Annotated in this window: 23 protein-coding genes and 1 riboswitch; of the genes, 10 read left to right on the top strand and 13 right to left on the bottom strand. The window is 67.9% G+C overall.

Features of this window, described 5'->3' with window-relative positions; translation table 11 throughout:
- Nucleotides 1-251 precede the first annotated feature (251 nt).
- Nucleotides 252-1,583, bottom strand: coding sequence for a PQQ-dependent sugar dehydrogenase (locus AC52GN_RS12920; protein ID WP_496527348.1), 1,332 nt, complete (start codon nucleotides 1,581-1,583; stop codon nucleotides 252-254).
- Nucleotides 1,584-1,692: 109 nt separating this feature from the next.
- Between AC52GN_RS12920 and AC52GN_RS12915 the strand changes: the two genes are divergently transcribed.
- The 3 genes from AC52GN_RS12915 (at nucleotide 1,693) to AC52GN_RS12905 (ending at nucleotide 4,585) form a co-directional block, all read left to right on the top strand.
- On the top strand, nucleotides 1,693-2,628 hold the full coding sequence (locus AC52GN_RS12915; RefSeq protein ID WP_291777249.1) for an ABC transporter ATP-binding protein: 936 nt from the start codon (nucleotides 1,693-1,695) through the stop codon (nucleotides 2,626-2,628).
- Entirely contained in the window at nucleotides 2,628-3,395 is a 768-nt protein-coding gene (locus AC52GN_RS12910; RefSeq protein WP_291777252.1) for an ABC transporter permease, read from the top strand. Before AC52GN_RS12915 ends, AC52GN_RS12910 begins: the two co-directional genes overlap by 1 nt.
- Before the next feature lie 92 nt (nucleotides 3,396-3,487).
- Nucleotides 3,488-4,585 (top strand): hypothetical protein, encoded by a 1,098-nt coding sequence (locus AC52GN_RS12905; RefSeq protein ID WP_496527347.1) that lies wholly within the window; start codon nucleotides 3,488-3,490, stop codon nucleotides 4,583-4,585.
- Between the two features lie 15 nt (nucleotides 4,586-4,600).
- On the opposite strand, the gene AC52GN_RS12900 is transcribed toward AC52GN_RS12905, so the two are convergent.
- From AC52GN_RS12900 to AC52GN_RS12890, 3 genes are read right to left on the bottom strand one after another with little or no spacing between them, the layout of a single operon-like run.
- On the bottom strand, nucleotides 4,601-5,383 hold the full coding sequence (locus tag AC52GN_RS12900; RefSeq protein WP_496527346.1) for a TonB family protein: 783 nt from the start codon (nucleotides 5,381-5,383) through the stop codon (nucleotides 4,601-4,603).
- Between the two features lie 17 nt (nucleotides 5,384-5,400).
- Nucleotides 5,401-5,778, bottom strand: coding sequence for a hypothetical protein (locus tag AC52GN_RS12895; protein WP_346486038.1), 378 nt, complete (start codon nucleotides 5,776-5,778; stop codon nucleotides 5,401-5,403).
- Nucleotides 5,779-5,824: 46 nt separating this feature from the next.
- Complete coding sequence (locus AC52GN_RS12890; protein ID WP_496527345.1) at nucleotides 5,825-6,607, bottom strand: ribonuclease T2 family protein; 783 nt, start codon at nucleotides 6,605-6,607, stop codon at nucleotides 5,825-5,827.
- Between the two features lie 93 nt (nucleotides 6,608-6,700).
- Here AC52GN_RS12890 and AC52GN_RS12885 point away from each other — a divergent pair, with 93 nt between their 5' ends.
- Entirely contained in the window at nucleotides 6,701-6,985 is a 285-nt protein-coding gene (locus AC52GN_RS12885; protein ID WP_496527344.1) for a hypothetical protein, read from the top strand.
- Nucleotides 6,986-7,011: 26 nt separating this feature from the next.
- On the opposite strand, the gene cuyB is transcribed toward AC52GN_RS12885, so the two are convergent.
- Nucleotides 7,012-7,674 (bottom strand): cysteate racemase, encoded by a 663-nt coding sequence (cuyB, locus tag AC52GN_RS12880; RefSeq protein ID WP_496527343.1) that lies wholly within the window; start codon nucleotides 7,672-7,674, stop codon nucleotides 7,012-7,014.
- A gap of 272 nt (nucleotides 7,675-7,946) precedes the next feature.
- Nucleotides 7,947-8,055, top strand: a riboswitch (TPP riboswitch).
- 67 nt (nucleotides 8,056-8,122) lie between these two features.
- Between cuyB and thiC the strand changes: the two genes are divergently transcribed.
- The 4 genes from thiC (at nucleotide 8,123) to AC52GN_RS12860 (ending at nucleotide 12,729) form a co-directional block, all read left to right on the top strand.
- Nucleotides 8,123-10,030: a phosphomethylpyrimidine synthase ThiC gene (thiC, locus tag AC52GN_RS12875; protein WP_496527342.1), complete on the top strand. Its 1,908-nt coding sequence runs from the start codon at nucleotides 8,123-8,125 to the stop codon at nucleotides 10,028-10,030.
- Nucleotides 10,031-10,072: 42 nt separating this feature from the next.
- Nucleotides 10,073-10,960, top strand: coding sequence for a hypothetical protein (locus AC52GN_RS12870; protein ID WP_496527341.1), 888 nt, complete (start codon nucleotides 10,073-10,075; stop codon nucleotides 10,958-10,960).
- Between the two features lie 12 nt (nucleotides 10,961-10,972).
- Nucleotides 10,973-11,794 carry a DUF7946 domain-containing protein gene (locus tag AC52GN_RS12865; protein WP_496527340.1) on the top strand — a complete coding sequence of 274 codons (822 nt, stop codon included), beginning with the start codon at nucleotides 10,973-10,975 and terminating at the stop codon, nucleotides 11,792-11,794.
- 107 nt (nucleotides 11,795-11,901) lie between these two features.
- Nucleotides 11,902-12,729 carry a hypothetical protein gene (locus AC52GN_RS12860; RefSeq protein ID WP_496527339.1) on the top strand — a complete coding sequence of 276 codons (828 nt, stop codon included), beginning with the start codon at nucleotides 11,902-11,904 and terminating at the stop codon, nucleotides 12,727-12,729.
- 110 nt (nucleotides 12,730-12,839) lie between these two features.
- Here AC52GN_RS12860 and AC52GN_RS12855 read toward each other — a convergent pair whose 3' ends face one another.
- Complete coding sequence (locus AC52GN_RS12855; RefSeq protein ID WP_454005587.1) at nucleotides 12,840-13,511, bottom strand: DsbA family oxidoreductase; 672 nt, start codon at nucleotides 13,509-13,511, stop codon at nucleotides 12,840-12,842.
- A gap of 111 nt (nucleotides 13,512-13,622) precedes the next feature.
- On the opposite strand from AC52GN_RS12855, the gene AC52GN_RS12850 reads away from it, so the two are divergent.
- Together AC52GN_RS12850 and AC52GN_RS12845 are read left to right on the top strand one after the other, a co-directional pair.
- Nucleotides 13,623-14,558 (top strand): nucleoside hydrolase, encoded by a 936-nt coding sequence (locus AC52GN_RS12850; protein WP_496527338.1) that lies wholly within the window; start codon nucleotides 13,623-13,625, stop codon nucleotides 14,556-14,558.
- Entirely contained in the window at nucleotides 14,555-15,400 is an 846-nt protein-coding gene (locus AC52GN_RS12845) for a ribokinase (protein WP_341023373.1), read from the top strand. The genes AC52GN_RS12850 and AC52GN_RS12845 overlap by 4 nt, the downstream gene beginning before the upstream one ends.
- A gap of 6 nt (nucleotides 15,401-15,406) precedes the next feature.
- Here AC52GN_RS12845 and ruvB read toward each other — a convergent pair whose 3' ends face one another.
- The 7 genes from ruvB to AC52GN_RS12810 all read right to left on the bottom strand — a co-directional run bounded on the left by ruvB (nucleotide 15,407) and on the right by AC52GN_RS12810 (nucleotide 19,894).
- Nucleotides 15,407-16,438 carry a Holliday junction branch migration DNA helicase RuvB gene (gene ruvB / locus AC52GN_RS12840; protein ID WP_496527337.1) on the bottom strand — a complete coding sequence of 344 codons (1,032 nt, stop codon included), beginning with the start codon at nucleotides 16,436-16,438 and terminating at the stop codon, nucleotides 15,407-15,409.
- Nucleotides 16,439-16,448: 10 nt separating this feature from the next.
- Nucleotides 16,449-17,072, bottom strand: coding sequence for a Holliday junction branch migration protein RuvA (ruvA, locus tag AC52GN_RS12835; protein WP_496527336.1), 624 nt, complete (start codon nucleotides 17,070-17,072; stop codon nucleotides 16,449-16,451).
- Nucleotides 17,069-17,581, bottom strand: a complete 513-nt coding sequence (gene ruvC / locus AC52GN_RS12830) for a crossover junction endodeoxyribonuclease RuvC (RefSeq protein ID WP_496527335.1) — start codon at nucleotides 17,579-17,581, stop codon at nucleotides 17,069-17,071. The genes ruvA and ruvC overlap by 4 nt, the downstream gene beginning before the upstream one ends.
- 71 nt (nucleotides 17,582-17,652) lie before the next feature.
- The gene (locus AC52GN_RS12825; RefSeq protein WP_496527334.1) at nucleotides 17,653-17,898 is read right to left on the bottom strand and encodes a hypothetical protein; all 246 of its coding nucleotides are present in this window, start codon (nucleotides 17,896-17,898) and stop codon (nucleotides 17,653-17,655) included.
- Between the two features lies 1 nt (nucleotide 17,899).
- Nucleotides 17,900-18,622, bottom strand: coding sequence for an MgtC/SapB family protein (locus tag AC52GN_RS12820; protein WP_291777307.1), 723 nt, complete (start codon nucleotides 18,620-18,622; stop codon nucleotides 17,900-17,902).
- 59 nt (nucleotides 18,623-18,681) lie between these two features.
- Complete coding sequence (locus AC52GN_RS12815) at nucleotides 18,682-19,383, bottom strand: MgtC/SapB family protein (RefSeq protein WP_346486017.1); 702 nt, start codon at nucleotides 19,381-19,383, stop codon at nucleotides 18,682-18,684.
- Nucleotides 19,376-19,894 carry a hemerythrin domain-containing protein gene (locus AC52GN_RS12810; protein ID WP_346486016.1) on the bottom strand — a complete coding sequence of 173 codons (519 nt, stop codon included), beginning with the start codon at nucleotides 19,892-19,894 and terminating at the stop codon, nucleotides 19,376-19,378. Before AC52GN_RS12810 ends, AC52GN_RS12815 begins: the two co-directional genes overlap by 8 nt.
- Between the last annotated feature and the right edge of the window lie 122 nt (nucleotides 19,895-20,016).

The raw sequence follows: 20,016 nt of genomic DNA, 5'->3' as shown, positions 1-20,016 counted from the left end.
GCCGCCTCTTCCCGATTTGCCCTTGCCACGGTGATGGACGGCGAGGGGCGGCGGGTCAACCGGCGGCGGGGACGCAGGCCGGGTCATTCTGAAAAAAGACAAGCTTTCGCGTGCTTTTCAATGACGTAAGGTCAAGTCGAAGGCCGACGCAACGTCAACCTGATGCTGGGATGACGGCGGCGTTCACACTGGGTCGTCTACAGAGGAAATCAGACGAACGTCGTCATGACTGATGACGCCGCCGCCGCATCTCAGCGCGCGGCGGGCGCCACGCGCCAGATCGCGTCGCCCACGTCGTCGGCGACCAGCAGGGCGCCGCGCCCGTCGACCGCCACCCCGACCGGCCGCCCCATGGCCTCGCCCTTCTCATTGCGGAAGCCGGTCAGCACGTCCTGCGGCGGCCCGTCCGGCCGCCCGTCGCGGAAGGGCACGAAGATGACCTTGTAGCCGGACGGCGGATTGCGGTTCCACGAGCCGTGCTGGCCGATGATCGCCCCGTTTCGCCACTGCGGCAGCAGCGCCCCCGTATAGAAGGTCAGGCCCAGCGACGCCGTGTGCGGCCCCAGGGCGTAGTCGGGCTTGATCGCCCTGGCGACCATGTCGGGCCGGGCGGGCTGCACCCGCTCGTCGACGTTCTGGCCGTAATAGCTCCACGGCCAGCCGTAGAAGGCGCCCGGCGTGACCGAGGTCATATAGTCGGGGACCAGATCGTTCCCCAGGGCGTCGCGCTCATTGACCGAGGTCCACAGGCGGCCGTCCTGCGGGTTCCAGGCCAGGCCGACGGGGTTTCTCAGCCCCGAGGCGAAGACGCGCCGCGCGCCCGTCGCCGCGTCGATCTCCAGGATCGCGGCGCGGTCGACCTCCTCGTCCAGCCCGTTCTCGCCGATGTTGGAGTTGGAGCCGACGCCGACATAGAGCTTGGTCCCGTCGGCCGAGGCGACCAGGCTCTTGGTCCAGTGGTGATTGCGCCCGGCCGGCAGGTCCGCGACCTTGACCGGCGCCGCGTCGATGCGCGTCTGGCCTGTCTGATAGGGGACCATGACCACGGCGTCGGCGTCGGCGACGTACAGCCGCTCTCCGACCAGGGCCATGCCGAAGGGCGAGGTCAGGCCGCCCAGGAAGACGGTCTTCGTCTCCGCCGTCCCGTCGCCGTCGGCGTCGCGCAGCAGGCTGATGCGGTCGGCGCTGGGCCGTTCGCCCGACCCGGCGCGCGCCATCACCAATCCCTCGATCCAGCCGCGCAGGCCCCCCTTCTTCTCCTTCGGCCTGGCGGGCGCCTGGGACTCGGCGACCAGCACGTCGCCGTTGGGCAGGACGTAGAGCCAGCGCGGATGGTCCAGCCCTGTCGCAAAGGCGTTCACCGCCAGCCCCGCCGCTGGGATCGGCGTCCGGCCTTCCGGCCAGCCGACGGCGGGGGCGATCTTCACCATGGGGACTCGCTGCGGCTGCGGCGCCGGCAGGTTGGGCGCGGCGCCGAACCCGTCCGTTTCCGGCAGCACGCTTTCGGTCTCGCAGGCCGCCAGACCGAGTGCGGCGACGAGGGGCAGGGCGAGGAAGAGGGGGCGAACAGACATGACGGACATCCTGAACGATTGCCCTTCATCATACGCCGTTTCGCGCGAGAAGGGGCCTCCCCCTTGAGCGGGCGGGGCGCCCTGCCTATCTGCCATCCCCGAAGCCGGGAGGGGCTCCATGCCAGCCGTCATTTCCATCGAAGGTCTGACCAAGACCTACAAGTCCGGCCATCAGGCCCTGAAGCGCGTCGATCTGGAGATCGAGAAGGGCGAGATCTTCGCCCTGCTGGGTCCGAACGGGGCGGGCAAGACGACGATGATCTCCATCGTCTGCGGCATCGTCACCCCGTCCAGCGGAACCATCATCGCCGACGGTCACGACATTCAGTCCGACTACCGCGCCGCCCGCACCCGCATCGGCCTGGTCCCGCAGGAGCTGACGACCGACGCCTTCGAGACCGTCTGGGCCACTGTCGCCTTCAGCCGGGGCCTGTTCGGCAAGGCGCCGAACCCGGCCTATGTCGAACAGATCCTTCGCGACCTTTCCTTGTGGGACAAGAAGGACGCCAAGATCATGACCCTGTCGGGCGGGATGAAGCGCCGCGTCATGATCGCCAAGGCCCTGAGCCACGAACCGGAAATCCTCTTCCTGGACGAGCCTACGGCGGGCGTGGACGTCGAACTGCGCCGCGACATGTGGGCCCTGGTGCGCCGCCTGCGCGATCGCGGCGTGACCATCATCCTGACCACCCACTACATCGAGGAAGCCGAGGAGATGGCCGACCGCGTCGGCGTCATCCTCAAGGGCGAGCTGATCCTGGTCGAGAAGACCGCCGACCTGATGCAGAAGCTGGGCCGCAAGACCCTGACCCTGAACCTGCAGGAGCCGCTGGCCGCCCTGCCGCCCGAACTGGCCGAGTGGCCGCTGGAGCTCAAGAATGACGGCGGCGAGATCGAATACGTCTTCGACTCCAACGCCGAGCGCACCGGCGTCCCGTCCCTGATGCGCCGCCTGTCGGACCTCGGCATCGGCTTCAAGGATCTCAGCACCCGCCAGAGCTCGCTCGAGGACATCTTCGTCGGCCTGGTCCATCAGGATCGGGAGGCCGCGTGATGAGCTTCAACGGATATGGCGTCTGGGCCATCTACCGCTTCGAGATGGCGCGGGCCTTGCGCACGCTGTGGCAGTCGCTGGTGACGCCGGTCATCACGACCTCGCTCTATTTCGTCGTCTTCGGCGGCGCCATCGGCAGCCGCATGACCGAGGTGGACGGCGTCCCCTACGGCGCCTTCATCGTGCCGGGGCTGATCATGCTCAGCCTGTTCACCCAGTCGATCTTCAACGCCTCCTTCGGCATCTACTTCCCCAAGTTCACCGGGACGATCTACGAGATCCTGTCCGCCCCCGTCTCGCCGCTGGAGATCGTCCTGGCCTATGTCGGGGCGGCGGCGACCAAGTCGGCGATCCTGGGCCTGATCATCCTGGCCACGGCGGCCTTCTTCGTGCCGCTGGAGATCCTGCATCCCTTCTGGATGCTGGCCTTCCTCATCCTGATCTCGACCACCTTCGCCCTGTTCGGCTTCATCATCGGGGTTTGGGCGCAGAATTTCGAGCAGCTCCAGTTCATTCCCATGCTGATCGTCACGCCCCTGACCTTCCTGGGCGGCGCCTTCTATTCGATCGAGATGCTGCCCGAGGGCTGGCGCACGCTCGCCCTGTTCAACCCGGTGGTCTATCTGATCTCGGGCTTCCGCTGGGCCTTCTACGGCGTGGGCGACGTCAGCGTTCAGGTCAGCCTTCTGGCCACGCTGGGCTTCTTCTTCGCCTGTCTGGCGGTGGTGGGCTGGATCTTCAAGACGGGCTATCGTCTGAAGAACTGAAGGCCACGAAAGCGCCGAACTCGGCGCTCACCGTCGTGGCCCTCTAACGCCTTTTCGACCTGATGCGCGCTCGCCTGAGCGCCGGAGACCGAATGTCCGACGCCGACGACAAGCCCCAGACGACCGATAATCCGGCGCCGCAAACGCAGCCCGAACCCTTCCGCCGGGGCCAGATCACCTGGGGCAGCCCGCCCCAGGCCGCCTTCCACGTCGGCCCGCTGCCGCGCGACGAGGGTCTGGCCCGCCTGACCGCCATGCCGCCCCATCCGAAGCCGTCGCAGGCCAGGCCCGCCCAGACCCAGCCTGCGCAGCCGCGCCCGCAGGCGGCTCAGCCTGCCGCCGCTCGCCCGGCCGCGCCCGCGGGTCGTCCCTCCGGCGTCTTCGGCGGCTCCATGGTGCCGCGCCGCCAGCCCGCGCCGACCGCTTCGGCTCCGCAACCCGCCGCTCCGCCGGCGCCGCAGGCCGCCCCCGCCCCCGCCGCAGACCTGACGCCGCGGCCGCTGCCGGACGCTGCGCCTCAGTCCGCGCCTGTCGTCGCGGCTGCGACGGCCGCGCCTGTGGCGGAAGCCGCTTCGGCGTCGTTCGTCCAGGCCGAGCCCGCGCCCGTCGGCGCGCCGCCGGCCGCCATGGCGGCCTCCCCGGCGACCTCCCTGGCGCCCAAGCCTCGCTCGCGCTGGCCGCTTTACGCCGGCGCAGCGGCCGCCGCCGTCCTGGTTCCTGTGGCGGTGTGGCTGCTGGCCCGTTCGGGCGCGGACGACGCCGCGCCACCGCCGCCTGCCGCCATGACGGAACCTGCGGTCGAGACCCCCGCGATCCCTGTCGAAACGTCGGCGCCGACGCCGCAACCCGCCCCGACCGTCGTCGAGACGCCCGCCGCCGCGCCCGTCGCGCGCGCGCCTTCGCCGCGAACCGCAGCCGCGTCGCCTGCGCCCGCGCGCCCGACGCCCGCTCCATCCCGACCGGTTCCGGTTCCGGCACCGACCTCCGCGACCTCGACCTCCGCGACTCCGGCCCCCGCCGCCCAGGCCCCGGCCGCCGCGACGCCCGCGCCGGTGGTGGTCGTCACGCCTCCCGGCGCGCCCCAGCCCGACGTCCCGGTCCAGGCCGACGGCCCGCCGCCGACCCAGGCCCGACCGGCCCAGACCGATCCCAACGCCCCGATCGTCACCCGGCCCCAGCGACTGGACTGATCGACAAACGAAGCCCTAGCGTAAGGAGAAGGCTAGGCGGCTGACCGTCAGTCGCCCCGGCTCCACGCCATGTCCCAGCCGCAGACGCGCTCTATGCAAGGCTTTAAGGGCTTCGGCCCCGAAGCCCGCATTCGCGGGATTTTCCGTTTCGATGCGACAGTCTTCCAGAGCGCCCTGCGCGGCGACGATGCAGCTATAGATGACTTCCCCATGGCTCAGTCGCATGGCTCTGGATGGATAGGCGGGCGCGGGAGCGGAGGCCCAGATCTCCCGCAGACTGGCTGGACGAGAGAACGAAGGCTCGGTCTCCAGCAAGCCGTCACGCGCTGAATCCGGGTCTGTCCCGCAAGCGTCCCGGACCGCGTCAATGGCGCTGTTGTCGGAAGGCAGAGGCAGTCGGAGGCGCTCTCGGGGCCGTCCCGGCTCGACCGGGGTCGTGGATGACGGATGAATGACCAGGTCGCCGCCTTGGTGGAACAATCGGGCGACGCGGCCCGGCCGGATGGCGGCCATGACGGCCTGTCCGGGGATGTTGATCCAGGTCTGACGCTCCTCCTGGCCGTTCTGCGTCCAGGTCAGGGGCCGCAGGCCGGGAGCGGCTTCGACAGGAAAGCCGACCAGCAGGGCCTCCAGTCTGTTGTTGAAGCAGCGCAGGATGAGGCTTTGTCCGCCTTCATAGCTGACGCTGGCGCTCGGCCCTTTGTCGGTCTGGGCCATATCCCAGCCATCCGTCGCCTGCGCCTGGGCGGGCGCCCCGGCGAGCAGTAGGGGCAGGGCGAGCAGGATGATCGCGCGCATCGGGTCGGCCTTCTTGGCTATTTCAGCGGCAGATAGCCCCGCTCCACCATGCGGCGCAGGGCGTCGAAGGCCTCGCTCAGTTCGTCATAGGCGGTGCGGGCGGCGGTCAGGCGGGCGACCTGATCGGGGGTGGCCGGCGCGCCGGATTCGGCCAGGCGGATGGCCTCGGCGCCCCAGCGCGCCCGCGCCTGGGCCGTCAGCACCGCCAGTTTCTGAAAGGCGGCGACGTCGACCTGGGCCAGGGCGTGGCCGATCAGTTCGCGGTTGGCGACATAGGCGGCGTAGTCGATCTGCTCCAGCAGGCCGCGCAGGCGGCGCTGCTCCTGCGGCTCCATGTCCTCGGGCTGGAAATGGTCGCTGGAACGACGGCGGGACTGGGTCAGCATGGTCGACATGACGGCCTCGGGCGAAACAGCAGGCCGCAGCCTGACCCTGCTTTGGTTAACCGCCCGTTTGCGCGCCTTGCCGGAGGCCGGTCTGGGCGCCGGTCTGGACGCCTCTGGGGGCCAGCTTCAGCCGCTCGCGATCCGGCGCGCCCAGGCCGCGCGGGCAGCGCATCGGCCGATAGTCCTTGGAATAGCAGAGCCGCGCCTCGCGGAACCAGCCTTCTGTGGTGGCGATGAAGACCCCGTCGCGCGGGAAGCCGGGATTGGCGGCGACGAAGGCGTCGCGGATCGCGCCGGCGGTCAGGCGCTGGGCCGGGATGGCTTCCAGGTCCGGCTTGTCCAGTCCGTCCCACATCCTCGCCGCCTGGGCGAAATAGGCCTCGGGGCTGTCCCAGCCGCAGGTCCCGTGCGCGGCCCACTCGTGCTGCTGCAGGCTGGGTGAGGGCGTCATGCAGAAATGCCGCCGCACCGTCTCGACCGGAATGGCCGGGCCGGGCGCGGCGCAGTAGCGCGGGTGCCTGTTGTCGGCGCCGTTGGGCCACAGCCCGTGCAAGGTCAGGCCGAAGGCGTTGCCGGCGCACTGATAGCGTTCGTCGGGATAGTCCTTGCCGCTGCGGCACGCCTGCGGCGACCAGCTGACCGCCAGCATGTTGAAGGCGACCGGCACGTCCGGCGCCGCCTCGTCCTGCGGGATGCGATAGGGGCGGGCCGGGCGCAGGTCGTCCGGCACGTCGCAGACGGCGCCCGCGGCCTCGGTCCGCTCCGGCGTCGCCTCCTGCGAGGCGGTGCAGGCGGTCAGCAGGACCATCAGGGCGGCGGAGACGAAAAGAGGGCGCATGGCGGTCTCGTAAACCCTGCGTGATCGACGGCCAAGGCGGAACCGGCGCCCGGCCCCGCTCATTGATAAGCGTAAGCATAAGAGGATGAGTCCATGCCCGATCAAGCCGCCTTCGAAGCCGCCCTCGAGGAAGCCATCGCCCTGTTCGAGCAGGGCGAGACCATGAACCAGGCGCGCTTCGACGACCTTCTGGCGGAGTTGCAGGCGCGTCTGCCGACCCTGGCTTCGGCGCCGGAACACGATCCCCGCGCCGAGAAGGCCCGCGCCCTGGCGGTTCGCGCCGCCGCCCTGGAGAAACGCGCCGCCGTCGGCCACGGCCAGATGGACGAGGTCAACAGCCTGTTGTCGCCCCTGATGGGCAGGAAGACGGAGGACTAGACCGTTATCGGTTCAGATCGATCCTCTCAGCGGCACGCCGCGACGCAGGCCTGCGCCAGCACTTCGGCCGAGTCGACTAGCGGCGCGTCGACATCGCCCTGATCCAGCAGCAGCGGCACCTCGGTGCAGCCGCCGATCACCGCCTCGGCGCCCGCCGCGATCAGGGCCTGGGCCAGAGCGCGCATGGCCGCGCGCTGGTCGGCGCCGACGTCGCCGGCCTTGACCCCGAACACCACCTGCATGAAGCGCTCGCCCTCGGCCGGGGAGGGGGCGACCCTCTCCAGCCCCTCGGCGGCCAGGGCCTCGGCGTAGAGGCGCGCGGCGCCCGGCGTGGCCAGCACCCCGACCCGGCGCGCTCCGGCCGCGCTCGCCGCCTTCGCTGTTTCCGCGATCATATCGATGAAGGGCGGGCCCGCCGCGCGGATGGCGTCGGCATGGGCGTGGGCCGTGTTGCACGGCATGGCCAGCACTTGCGCGCCCGCCGTCTTCAGCGCCCGCGCCATCTGGCCCAGCGTCCGGCCCGCCGCCTCGGGCTGAGTATGGCGATTGGGCACCTGGGGGTTGATGTCGGCGATGATGCGGATGTGGTCCTCGTCGCCCGTCGCCGGGGTCAGGGCCTGCACCCGCGCCAGAAAGGCTGTCGTCGCCGCCGGCCCCATGCCGCCCAGAACGCCCAGAACGCGCGCCATGCTTCTACTGTCCTGCTGAACCCCCGCGATCCCAAGTAAAACGGGCGCAGAGGGAAAAATGATTATTGTTCGACAAAGAGCGTTAACACGCTGAAATGGGCGGAACCAACCGCGCGGCCGGGGATTGTGCAATCGGACACGTCGGACGCCCCCCCAACCCCGACGAAGTCTGCGGCGGCCCGGCCTTAACGCCCCCCGACTGAGAAGCCGGGCCGCCCCCTCTCTTCCCCACATCGCTTCGCTTGACCCGCCCCGCAAACGGGCTAGGCTTGCCGCGTTCTCCGGGGGTCGCAATCGAGCGGCTGAGATTGAGGTTTCTCCTCTGACCCGTCGAACCTGATCCGGGTCATGCCGGCGAAGGGACGAGTTCACCGCCTCCACGCCGGGAAACCGACAAGGGGCGCTCAAACCGCGCCGGCGGTCCCTCTTTCGTCGAAGAGGCCGCCAAATGAATATTCACGTTTCCAACGAACAGCCGCACGAGCCGCAGGTCGATCTGGCCCTCGCTGACGCCCGCAAGGAAGTCGCGTCCGAGCACGGCACCATCCCCACCGGCCCCCGCGCAGGCAGCCAGAAGGTCTATGTCGCGGGCGAGCTCTTCCCCGACATCCGCGTCCCCTTCCGCGAGGTCGCCGTCCACCCGAGCGCCAATGAGCCGCCGGTGACGATGTATGACTCCTCCGGCCCCTACACCGACCCGTCCGTCATCATCGACATCAAGAAGGGCCTGCCGCGCGTCAAGTCCAGCTGGCAGCTGGACCGCGGCGACATCGCCCCCGTCGCGAACCCGCGCGAGGTCAAGCCTGAGGATAACGGTCACGCCAGCGGCAAGCACCTCGCCCCCCGCTTCGACGTCTCCAACCACCGCGTGTTCAAGGGCGTCGAGGGCCGCCCCGTCACCCAGTACGAATACGCCAAGGCCGGGATCATCACGCCCGAGATGGAATACGTCGCCATCCGCGAGAACCTGCGCCGCGAACAGACCGCCCCCTGTATCCGCGACGGCGAAGACTTCGGCGCCTCGATCCCCGACTTCGTCACGCCTGAGTTCGTGCGTCAGGAAATCGCGCGCGGCCGCGCCATCATCCCGCACAACATCAACCACCCCGAAGTCGAGCCGATGATCATCGGCCGCAACTTCCTGGTGAAGATCAACGCCAACATCGGCAACTCGGCCGTCCTCTCATCCGTCGATGACGAGGTGGACAAACTGGTCTGGGCCACCCGCTGGGGCGCCGACAACGTCATGGACCTGTCGACGGGCCGCAACATCCACAACATCCGCGACTGGATCATCCGCAACTCGTCCGTCCCCATCGGCACCGTGCCCATCTATCAGGCGCTGGAAAAGGTGAACGGCATTGCCGAAGACCTGACCTGGGAAGTCTTCCGCGACACCCTGATCGAACAGGCCGAACAGGGCGTCGACTACTTCACCATCCACGCGGGCGTGCGTCTGCCCTTCGTGCCGATGACGGCCAAGCGCGTGACGGGCATCGTCTCGCGCGGCGGCTCCATCATGGCCAAGTGGTGCCTGTCCCACCACAAGGAGAGCTTCCTCTACGAGCATTTCGAGGACATCTGCGACATCATGCGCGCCTATGATGTCAGCTTCTCGCTCGGCGACGGCCTGCGCCCCGGCTCCATCGCCGACGCCAATGACGAGGCCCAGTTCGCCGAGCTGCGCACCCTCGGCGAACTGACCAAGATCGCCTGGGCCAAGGGCTGCCAGGTCATGATCGAAGGCCCCGGCCACGTGCCGATGCACAAGATCAAGGCCAACATGGATGAGCAACTCAAGCACTGCCACGAGGCGCCCTTCTATACGCTCGGGCCGCTGACCACCGACATCGCCCCCGGCTATGACCACATCACGTCCGCCATCGGGGCGGCCATGATCGGCTGGTTCGGCACGGCCATGCTCTGCTACGTCACGCCCAAGGAGCATCTGGGCCTGCCCGACCGTCAGGACGTCAAGGACGGCGTCATCACCTACAAGATCGCCGCCCACGCCGCCGACCTGGCCAAGGGCCACCCCGGCGCCCGCGCCCACGACGACGCCCTCAGCCGCGCGCGCTTCGAGTTCCGCTGGGAGGACCAGTTCAACCTCTCCCTGGACCCCGAGACCGCCCGCAAATTCCATGACGAGACCCTGCCGAAGGAGGCCCACAAGACCGCCCACTTCTGCTCCATGTGCGGCCCCAAGTTCTGCAGCATGAAGATCAGCCAGGACATCCGCGACGCCGCCAAGGCCCAGAACGACGCGGGCGCCAGCCTGACGGATGCCGAGGCGGGCATGGCCGAGATGAGCGCCAAGTTCAGAGCGGGGGGCGGGGAGATTGAGGTGAAGGTGTGAGTGAGAGTTGACGCTACTTATTGAGGTACGCAACAATGGCGTGTGTGCGACAATATTCTCGAGCTCATTGCTGTAATTTTTGGCGCTGCAGAAATTTCTGCAGCGATAGTGATCGCATCAATGTTCCTGGGCTGCTTCCAGCAATTTAAATTTCCACAGTTAACTATAGATCAGATAATCGCACTAACGGCATCAGTGGGTAGCCTTGCTGCTGCCGTTGCCACTTATCTAACAGTTCGGGAAATGAAAGCAGGCCGGGTTTTGGGCGCTAGAGCGAGATTGACCACGCCTGGCACCGACCAGCAGATCGCTTTCGCATGGGCCAGGGCACCTAAAAATTATGTGCAATCGCCATCGAAAGTCAGGATTATCATTCGGAATGCTTCGCAAGGCGTAGCACATAAAATCCGTCTAAACTGGCGATTAGAAAATCCAATAGATGCCGCAGGATTGAAGGATATACAACGTTGGTTACCTGATGGTCAGTCTGTCAATATTGTAGGCGGGCACTCGGCGCAGTTCTGCGATGCCGACATAATCGGCAGCGTTCTGGCGGTGGGAGGAGAAAGTTCAGCGTATCTAGGTGATTTGGGTCCTAATCAAGAGGCATATGCCGACGTCCCTGAAGTAATACTGAATTCTATATTTCTTAAGTGGATGCAGCTTCTGACAACTGTCGCTGACGGAGGTTCGATTAGTTTTGAGCAGGTTCCTTCTGTAGAAATGAATCTGGATCACAGTTCTCCTTATGAAGATTGCATAGTCGATAGCCATCGTGTTCGTTTTGAACTGATCGATGAGAAGTTCAAATTGAGAGCAGTAAAGTCGCCCACGGAAGCATTGGGCGGCGGATGGAAAAATTTTGAGCTAACGTTGGCGTTTGAAACAACGTCGCGCACGATGTATGAGATTCCTAGGGTTGTGGTCTAGGGGGATAAAATCGTGCTGGTTGAGACGCCATTTCGTCTGAAAATGACAGGCGGGGACGCTGATCGTCATATGTTTCAAGCGTATGATGGCTACACTGCGCTTGCTGGGTTCTCCTTAACGCTATCGCTGGTCACCAACTATGTTGAGACTGGAGAAATCCGTCACCGAGGCAACTTCGAGGGGCGAGGCCTCGTCAAGGCTCGCCCTATCGAAGAGGGGAGCGTTGTTGCCGATTTCGTCGTGAAACTGGCGAAGGCATCAGTTCTTGGCATGGTAGGTGTCAGTGAAACTGCCGCTAGTCGTCTTTTGGTCGATCTGACGAAGAGAACCATTGATCGAAATCTTGGTAATCAAACCGATGCGGCGTCTCCCGAGCTGCAAATGCTCGAAGAAGGCCGTGATACTAGAGGTGATCTAGAAGCCTTGGTGGCTGCAACAGAGCCCTCCGTGAAGCAAACGCACAATGTAATAGGATTTGGTGCCCAATCATTGGATATTTACGGCGGCACAAAGAAGCTCGGAAATTACAACACATCTACTAAGGCTTATGTTAGTGGTAGTTATTTGGACAAAAATATTAGAGAAAAAAATGTTTCAGTTGCATCATTTAATGTTAATACTGGTTCCGGTGGGGTTTATGATTTTGAATTGAAGAGAGTTATACCGATATCAGTAAATAAAGACACACTATCTTCGGCCAAGTCAATCTTGACGTGGGGTATAGATCAGTACGCTAATACTACTGGCGGGTTGGTCACTTTGAGATATCAGACGATATTGGCGCTTGACGATACCGTAAAAAAATACATCGTAATTGACGCTTCTATCGCATGATGTCGAGCCCGGTTAGTGAGGCGAGGTCAGGGAGAAGAAGCAACCTTTCTGTCCGCTCCTGACGCACCCGTCCTCCATCCTCCGCCTTTCAGGCAGGAGACGGCGCGATGGACGATCAGGCTTCGGGCGGGCGGGAGAAGGACTGGCCCGAGAAAGACTGGCATGAGGAGGCGCCGCGCATCATCGCCTCCGGCCGGTGGGAGCAGGACGAGTACGGCGACACCACCTACATCCCCGACCATGTGCGGCCCTCGACCGCCGAGCGGGCCGAGACGGCTGACGCCCCGCGCGGCCATTATTACGAAGACCCGGCGCCGAGGGACGGCTATCGCGTCCGCTCCGAGGCGGTCTGGGCGGCGGCGCGGCGCGACTATCTGGCCGGGGATACGGCCGAGGCCGTCTGCGACCGCTATGGGCTGAAGCTGGGGACGCTGCGGTCCCGCGCCGCGCGCGAGGGCTGGCGTCGCTGCGACGCGGGCGACCCGGATCCGTGGCCTGACGAGGGGGATCCGGTCGAGGATGCGGCGGCGGACGCCCCCGATCTGGCCGCGATGGCGGCTCAGGCCCTGATGCGGCTGAACCGGGCGGTGCGGCGCGGCCGGGCGGCCGAGGCGGCGTCGTGGCTGCGCACCTGGCGCGCGTTGACGGACCCGGCCCTGCTGGCCGCCGCCGAGCCTGAAAGCCCGCCGCCTGCGCCTGAGCCTGACCCGCTCGATACGCTGGAAGCCGACATGAAGGCGGTCGCCGCCGTCGCCCGCGACGCCGCCCGTCTGGCCCCCGACGACCACGCCGGCCGCCGCGCCGTCGAGGCTCGCATCGCCGCCCTCAGCGCCCGCCTCGCGCCGGAAGAGATGGCGGCGATTTCAGACGATTCAGACGAATTGGACTCTGTTTTTCCCGATCCTTCTCCCCTTGTGGGAGAAGGTGGCCCGTAAGGGCCGGATGAGGGGTCTCTCACCGGCCGATACATGGGGCAGACACGGCGTCGCCACCCCTCATCCGTCCGGCTTCGCCGTCCACCTTCTCCCACAAGGGGAGAAGGGCCTTAGGCCTTGCCCGCGATTTCGCGCAGGGCGTTGACGAACACCTGCGTCGGCTGGCCGCCGGAGATCAGATATTTGTCCTCCACAACCACGGCGGGGACGGAGGTGATGCCCCGCGCGCGCCACAGGGCCTGCGCCGTGCGGACCTCCTGCATGTAGCGGCCGGACGCCAGCACCTCGGCCGCCTCGGCGCGGTCCAGTCCGGCGGCCTGCGCCGCCTCGGTCAGGACGCCGGCGTCCGAGACGTTGCGGCCCTGCGTAAAGTGGGCGCCGAACAGGGCGTGCTTCAGCGCCGCCTGCTTGTCCGGCGCCGTCAGCCCGGCCCAGTGCAGCAGGCGGTGGGCGTCGAAGGTGTTCCACATGCGGCTGTCGTCGCGGAAGTTCATCTCGACCCCGACCTCGGCGGCGCGGGCGGTGATGGCGGCGCGGTTGGCGGCCGACTGTTCGGGGGTGGAGCCGTATTTGCGGGCCAGGTGCTCGCCCATGTTCTCGCCCTCGGGCGCGATGTCGGGGTTCAGCTCGAACGGCTGGAAGGCGATGTCAGCGGCGATCCCTTCGCCTTCCAGACGCTCCAAAGCTTGTTCGAGCCCGCCCAGCCCCACGGCGCACCACGGGCACATGACGTCGGAGACGAAGTCGATCTTCAGCGGCTTGAGCGGGGCGGCGTCGGTCATGGCGGCGGCTTTCTGGAACAGCGTGTGTGACGAAGCATATGGGCGTGCGGCGGAAGGAGGCAAGGCGCGCCGGGCATTGATTCACGGCCTGCCAACCGGCACACCGGATCGGTGAAACAGAGCCTGATCATTGATTGCGACCCCGGCGTGGACGACGCCACGGGGCTGCTGACCGCCTTCGCCTCTGCTGACCTGGACCTGCTGGCCGTGACCACGGTCGGGGGCAATGTCAGCGCCGAAAGGACCGCGCGCAACGCCCGCATCCTGCGCCAGATCGCCGGGCGCGAGGACGTGCCGGTGTTCGCGGGCGCCGACCGCCCCCTGCGCCGCGACCCGGCCGGGGCGGGCGAGTTCCACGGGCCTGAGGGGCTGGGCGACTTGATCCCGTTCGAGCCCGCCGCGCCTGCGGCTGAGGGCGCGGCGGCTGAGGCCATCGTGCGGCTGGTGATGGCGCGACCTGCGGGTTCCGTGGCGCTGGCCGTCATGGGGCCGATGACCAATCTGGCGCTGGCCATGCGGGCCGAGCCGGCGCTGGCGGCGCATCTGGGGCCGGTCGTGGTCATGGGCGGGGCGCGATCGGAAGGCGGCAACATCACCGCCTCGGCCGAGTTCAACATCTGGGCCGACCCGGACGCGGCGGCCGAGGTCTTCGCCTCGGGCTGCCGCATGATCGTCATGGGGCTGGACGCCACCCATCAGGTGCGGGCGACCGAGGACCGGATCGCGGCGATCGAGGCCCTGCCCACGGCCTCGGCCCGCACGGCGGCGGCCATGCTGCGCTTCTCCCAGCGGGTGGAGCGGCGGATCGTGGGCTGGGACGCGGGGCCGCTGCACGACCCCTGCACCGTCGCCTGGCTGCTGAAGCCGGAGCTGTTTGAGCTGACGCCCTGCCGCATCGCGGTGGAGACGGACAGCGACCTGACCCGAGGCCACACGGCGGTCGAGTTCCGCGTCGAGGCGGCCGGGGCGAACCATTTCTGGGCGACCAAGGCCGACGCGGCCGGGGTCTTCGCCCTGATCACGCAGAGGCTGGGAGAGGGCGTATGAGGATCACCGTCGTCGGCTCGATCAATCTGGATATGGTGGCGGCGGCGCCGTCCCTGCCTGCGCCGGGCGAGACGGTGACGGGGGCGACCCTGTCGCGCCATCCCGGCGGCAAGGGCGCCAATCAGGCTCTGGCCGCGCGTCGGCTGGGCGCCGAAGTCTCGCTGATCGGCCGGGTCGGCGACGACGAGATGTCGGGCGCGGCGGTGGCCCTGATGCTGGCGCACGGCGTCGACCTGTCGGGGGTGGAGACGGACCTCGCCGCCCCGACCGGCGTGGCCCTGATCACCGTCGATCCGACCGGCGAGAACCAGATCACCGTGGCCGCCGGGGCCAACCACTTCGTCACGCCGGAGCAACTGCCCGCCCGGATCGAGACGCCGCTGATCGCCCAGCTGGAGCTGCCGATCGAGACGGTGGAGGCGGCGGTGGGCCGGGCGACGGACTTCGTCTGCGTCAATCTGGCGCCCGCCGCGCCGGTGTCGGAGGCCCTGCTGCGCCGCGCGGACCTGCTGGTGGTCAATGAGACGGAAGCCGCCTTCTACGGCGACGCCCTGCACGTCGGCGGCGGGCTGGTGGTCGTGACCAAGGGCGCGCGCGGGGCGGTCATGTATCGGCGCGGGGTGGCGATGGCCTGGGCCACGCCGCCGCGCATCACGGCCGTGGACGCGGTGGGGGCGGGCGACGCCTTCGTCGGGGCGATCGCCGTGGCCCTGCTGGAGGGCATGGAGCCGGACGCCGCGCTTCACTTCGCCTGCGCCGCCGGGGCGCTGGCGGCGACCCGGCCGGGGGCGCAGCCGTCGCTGGGCGACCGCGCCGAGGTCGAGGCCCTGATGGCGGGGTAGGGCCTTCTACTTCCCGAACAGGTCGGGCGCGGCGGCGGGCGGCGCCTGGGGCGTTTCCAGCCCCAGATGTTCATAGGCGCGCGCGCAGGCCATGCGGCCGCGCGGCGTGCGCTGGATGAAGCCCTGCTGCAGCAGATAGGGCTCGATCACGTCCTCGACCGCGTCGCGCGCCTCGGCGATCGCCGCCGCCAAAGTGTCCATGCCGACCGGCCCGCCGCCGTAGTTCTCGATCAGGGCCTTGAGGAAGCGGCGGTCCAGACTGTCCAGCCCGGCCTCGTCCACCTCCAGCCGCGCCAGCGCCCGCGCCGCCGCCAGTTGGTCGATGGCTCCGCCTTCAGCATCCGCAAAGTCCCGCACCCGCCGCAGCAGGCGCCCGGCGATGCGCGGGGTGCCGCGCGCGCGACGCGCGATCTCCATCGCCCCATCCTCGGTGATGGCCGCGCCCATCTTGCGCGCCGCCCCCCGGATCACCGCCGTCAGCTCTTCGGGCGTATAGAACTCCAGCCGCAGCGGAATGCCGAAGCGGTCGCGCAGCGGCGTGGCCAGCAGGCCCGCCCGGGTCGTGGCCCCGACCAGGGTGAAGGGCGCCAGGTCGATGCGCACGCTGCGCGCCGACGGTCCCTCGCCGATGATCAGGTCCAGCACATGATCCTCCATCGCCGGATAGAGGATCTCCTCCACCTGGGGCGCCATGCGGTGGATCTCGTCGATGAACAGGACGTCGCGCGGTTCGAGGTTGGTCAGGATGGCCGCCAGATCGCCCGCCTTGGCCAGAATGGGGCCGGAGGTGGCGCGAAAGCCCACGCCCAGTTCGCGCGCCACGATCTGCGCCAGCGTCGTCTTGCCCAGCCCCGGAGGCCCGAACAGCAGGACGTGGTCCAGCGCCTCGGAGCGCGCGCGGGCGGCGTCGATGAAGACCTTCAGATTGCCCTTGGCCGCCGACTGGCCGACGAACTCGGACAGGGTCTGGGGTCGCAGGGCGCGGTCGTGCTGCTCGCCGGGCGCGGGGGCGGGCGAGATGATGCGGTCGTCGGTCATGCGGCGGCCCTCACCGTCCCAGCTCCTGCAGGGCCGTGCGGATGACCAGCGGCAGTTCGGCCTCCTCGCCCAGCTTGATCAGGGCGTGATCGACGGCGCGGCGGGCGTTGACCTCGGCGATGCCCAGCCCCAGCAGGGCGGCGACCGCCTCGCCAGTGACGCTGGGCGGCGGCGGGGCGACGGCGGCTTCGACATGGACGCCCGGTGCGGTCGGGGCGAAGGCGCCGTCGGTCAGGCTCTTGCCCTTCAGTTCGGTGACGATGCGCAGCGCCAGCTTGGGCCCCACGCCGTTGGCGCGGCCGACGGCGGCCTTGTCCTCGCGCGCGACGGCGGCGGCCAGTTCGGCAGGCGGCAGCACGTCCAGCACTCCCAGCGCCGCCTTCGGCCCCACGCCTTGGATGGTCTGCAGGAGGGTGAAGACCTTGCGTTCGTCGCGGGTCAGGAAGCCATAGAGACGCGGTCCCTGATCCTGGCTCCACTGGCTGTGAATGAACAGGGTGGTCTCGTCGCCTGGCGCGGGCAGACGGCCCAGCGTCCGCGCCCCGCAGGTGGCGACATAGCCGACCCCGCCGCAGTCGATCAGGCACTCCGCCTCGCCGACCTCGGCCAGAATCCCACGCAGGCGGCCGATCATGCCGCGCCTCGCACCGCGACCGCCTTGAACCGGCGATGATGGGCGTGGGTGACGGCCACGGCCAGCGCGTCGGCGGCGTCGGCCTTCACATCGCCCGAGGCGGGCAGCAGGCGTTTGACCATGAAGGCGATCTGGCTCTTGTCGGCCTGACCGGCCCCCACCACGGCCTTCTTGATCAGGCTCGGGGCGTATTCGGCGACGGAAAGGCCCGCCCGCGCCGGGGCCAGCATGACCGCGGCCCGCGCATGGCCCAGCTTCAGCGTCGAGGCTGGATTGACGTTGACGAAGACCTCTTCGATCGCCGCCTCGTCGCAACTATAGGCGGCGCAGACCTCGCCCACCTGCTCCAGCAGATGCAGCAGCCGCTCGGAGAAGGGCGCCTTCTCATTGGGCGCGACGACGCCGTGCGCGACCCAGCGCAGACGGTTGCCTTCGCTTTCGATGACGCCCCAGCCGGTGCGGCGCAGGCCGGGGTCCAGCCCCAGGATCCGAGTCGTTTCGTTCGCCATCCGTTCCTCTTGCCCCAAAGAGGGTTAGCGAACAATGACCGGGTGCTTGGTCAGTCTATAGAATGATCGAGTCAGGATCTGAGATTGCGAGCTATCGCGCCGCGTATCAGCCACATCAGGCCACTGATCGTAAAAGCGATTATGGTGAACAGCGTCCCTATCCAGAAGCCTTCAGGAAATGAACGGGTCAGGATTGCTTCACCGAAATTCAAAATTCCGCTCACGCTGCCGATGAAGATTCCGCCCAGCATGGGAAGGAAAAGCCCTGCCCGGGCGTCCTGCTTGAACTTACGCCATGGTGGAGCCTTATCGTGCATTTCAGTCATCTCTGGGCATCACCGAAAAGCCCGCCAGACCCGCCTGTTCGCCCAGGGCGTGGGACAGGGCGTCGACCTTCAGCGGCATCGGGCCGCGCGCCTTGACGTGATGTTCGTGGATCTGGCCGTCGGGGCTGACGACGTGGCCGATGCGCGTAGGCTTGAGGCCGTTCTCGGCCAGAAGGGCGCGCAGGACCTTCTCGGCCGGCGCTGCGCCGCGCGTCCAGCGCAGGGTGACGTCCATTACGCCGACATGCGGCAGGCGGGCGTCGAGAAAGCGCAGGATGGCCAGCACCAGCAGGGTCGCGCCCGCCGCGATCAGCCCCAGCTTCCATAGGCCCACGCCGAACATCACCCCGATGGCCGAGGTGGTCCACAGCGACGCCGCCGTGGTCAGGCCGTGGACCGAGAAGCGCTCGCGGAAGATCACTCCGGCGCACAGGAAGCCGATGCCGGTCAGTATGCCGTGCGCCATCCGCGTCGGGTCGATCACCAGCCGCTGCTCGGGCAGGGCGACGAAGGCCCAGCTGGCCTGATGCATGGCCGCCAGCATCAGGACGCAGGAGGTCATGCAGACCAGGATGTGGGTGCGGAAACCCGCCGGATGGCCGTGATAGGTCCGCTCGATGCCGATCAGCCCGCCCGTGACCATGGCCGAAGCCACCGGCGCCATCAGGCTCAGCTCCTCGACGCCCCAATGCGTCACGCCCCAGTCGATCGCCATGGTCCAAACGCTCCCAACGACCGCTCAGGTTGGACCGCGCCGGGGCGCCCGGCAAGCCGTCAGTCGTCGCGTGGGTCCAGCACGTAGCCGCAGACGGCGGGCAGGGCGGCCAGCCGCGCCGCCAGGGTCTTCAGCGCGGCCTCGCCCTCGGCGCGGACGCGCCAGCTGCGGCGCACCACGGCGCCGTCGTCGATCAGTTCGAAACGGTCATGCGCGGGCGCCGGATCGACGGCGCGCAGGGCGGCCTCGACCTCCATCTCGGGCGAGGGAGCGTCCCGGCGCCAGCGCACCTCGACGTCGGTCAGGGTGCGGTCGGGCAGGCGCGCGCTGACCAGTCTCAGCGCGACCAGGATCAGGCCGGTGATCACCGTCCCGGCCGTCCCCAGGGCGAACAGCCCCGCCCCGAACAGCAGGCCGATGGCCGAGGTGATCCACAGCGAGGCCGCCGTCGTCAGGCCGTGGATGGAGAAGCCGGTGCGGAAGATCACGCCGGCGCACAGGAAGCCGATCCCCGTCAGCACCCCGTGGGCCATGCGGGTCGGGTCGGTGACGATGTTCTCGTCCGGCAGGGCGCGGAAGGCCCAGTCGGCCTGGGTCATGGCCGCCAGCATCAGCAGGCAGGACGCCAGGCTGACCAGGATGTGGGTGCGGAATCCCGCCGGCCGTCCGCGCCACTCGCGCTCGAAGCCGATCATCCCGCCGGCGATCAGCGCCCCGGCGATGGGCAGGACGACGCCCTCAAGCCAGGCGGCGTCAGCCATGTTTCTCGACGTAGCCTTCCGGGTCCTTGTTGACCGGCTTCACCCCGGTGATGTGGCGGGCCTGAAAGGCGGCGAAGCGCACGCCCAGGTCGTGCCGCGTCTGCAGATCGGCGTTCAGGCGGAAGTCGGTCAGCCCCTGCCGCTCCTCCTCGCCCATGTGCTTGGAGTTGATGACGTTGGCCTCGCCGATCGCATCGAACCAGGCCTTTGCGCCCACCTTGTGCGCCGCCACCGCCTTGACCGCGTCGCGCAGCTTGTTGTGGTCTTCGATGGCGTCCTCGGTCTCGCCCTCGACCGTGCCGTCCTCGGCGTCGTTGGCGCCTTCGCCCAGCTTCAGCAGTTCGGGATAGAAATGCCGTTCCTCGGCTTCCGCGTGGGCGTCCAGAAAGGCCGACAGCCGCCCCCAGACCGCCTCCAGCGCCTCGACGTCGCTCGCGTCGATCTCCTCGATCAGGGAGAAGAGTCTTCGCTGTTCGGCGTGGTCGTCCAGGATCAGTTGGGTGATGTCCATGAGCACGGGCTCCTTGCAGCAAGGCTTGAGCTGCTAGAAGCCTCCGGACTCAGGTCCGGTTCCTGATCCCTCGACGCGCTCCCGCAGGGGAAGGGCGTCGAGATCAGGATCATTGCGTGCGG

It is taken from the genome of Brevundimonas sp. SS2672 (genome assembly GCF_059579685.1).
Note: the sequence above shows the minus strand (reverse complement) of the source record. Positions and strands in the feature narration are given on the sequence as shown.